This window comes from Nocardioides sp. Z22_16, assembly GCF_058134365.1.
On record NZ_JBYTTI010000011.1, the window covers coordinates 1 to 1,215 of the forward strand.

Annotated in this window: 3 protein-coding genes; 1 reads left to right on the forward strand and 2 read right to left on the reverse strand. The window is 68.7% G+C overall.

What is annotated here, in order from left to right; all coding sequences use genetic code 11:
• Window positions 1–346, reverse strand: a 346-nt coding sequence (locus AC3X7R_RS18775) for a DUF6801 domain-containing protein (protein WP_489967213.1), incomplete at its 3' end; no start/stop codon positions are given.
• A gap of 209 nt (window positions 347–555) precedes the next feature.
• A complete protein-coding gene (locus AC3X7R_RS18780) occupies window positions 556–900 on the reverse strand; it encodes a hypothetical protein (RefSeq protein WP_489967214.1) in 345 nt (114 codons plus the stop codon).
• On the opposite strand from AC3X7R_RS18780, the gene AC3X7R_RS18785 reads away from it, so the two are divergent.
• On the forward strand, window positions 884–1,213 hold the full coding sequence (locus AC3X7R_RS18785) for a hypothetical protein (RefSeq protein WP_489967215.1): 330 nt from the start codon (window positions 884–886) through the stop codon (window positions 1,211–1,213). The genes AC3X7R_RS18780 and AC3X7R_RS18785 overlap by 17 nt on opposite strands.
• Window positions 1,214–1,215: the final 2 nt, after the last annotated feature.

Below are 1,215 nucleotides of genomic sequence, written 5' to 3' on the forward strand. Positions count from 1 at the left end.
CCACCTGGGTGGTCGGCACGTTGACGGTCGTCGTCAGCGGGTTGCCGTTCAGGGTGGACTCGCTCACCGAGGTCCCCTGCACCGTGGTCGCACCGAGAAGACGGAGCAGCTGGACGGTGTTCTCCGGCACGGTCACCTTGGAGGTGACGTTGACCGGCACGGTCTTGCCGAAAGGCACCTCGGCCGGCAGGTCGGTGTCGGTCACGTTGGTGAAGACCGACGCACCGGCAGCGGTTTGACAGTCGAACCTGAGCTCGGCACTGATGGCCGTCGCGCTGGGCGCGAAGGCCACGAGGCCAGCAGTAGAAATGGCCGCCGTCGCGACCAGCGCCATGGGGCGCTTCATTGAACGGTTCCGCATTTGGTTTCCCTCCCAATTGGAATCGGCTACGGCGTCGTAGGTTACCCAGCCGTAACTCGCTTGTGACACTAGCCACATAGGGCGGGGATGACGAGGGTTGCTCTCACGTAACGGACATCATTACCGCAAATTGATGAGACCCCCGATCCGCGCAGAGCGCGCGGATCGGGGGCCGCAGAACGTCGGCGAAGTGACTACTTCACCCGGACGACGACCTTGGCGCGCGACTTCTTCGAATCGCCCGCTCCCTGGTACTTGGCGACCAGCACGTACGTGCCCGCACCGATCTGGGTGAAGGCGTGCTTGCCCTTCCCCCGCTTGTTGAGGGTGACGGTGGCCTTGGTGGTCGACTTCCCGTGCTGGAGCAGGATCCTGACCTTCCCCGCGGCCGGCGTTCCGTCAGCCTTGAGGACCTTGACCTTCGCGACGAGCTTCCCCTGGCGCAGCTTGACGATCGTGCTGAGCTCCAGCTCGGTGCCCTGCAGGACCGGCGTGGGCGTGGGGGTCGCGGTAGCTGTCGGCGTGGGCGTCGGCTTCACCGTCGGCGTGGGCGTGGGCGTGGGCGTGGGGGTCGCGGTAGCTGTCGGCGTGGGCGTCGGCTTCACCGTCGGCGTGGGCGTGGGCGTGGGCGTGGGGGTCGCGGTAGCTGTCGGCGTAGGCGTCGGCGTCGGCGTGGGGGTAGGCGTCGGGGTCGGCGTAGGCGTCGGCGTAGGCGTAGGCGTCGGCGTCGGGGTCGGCGTCGGCGTGGGGGTCGGCGTCGGGGTCGGCGTCGGCGTCGGGGTCGGCGTCGGGGTCGGCGTCGGCGTGGGGGTCGGGGTGGGGGTCGGCGTCGGGGTCACGGAGCCCTGGTAGGT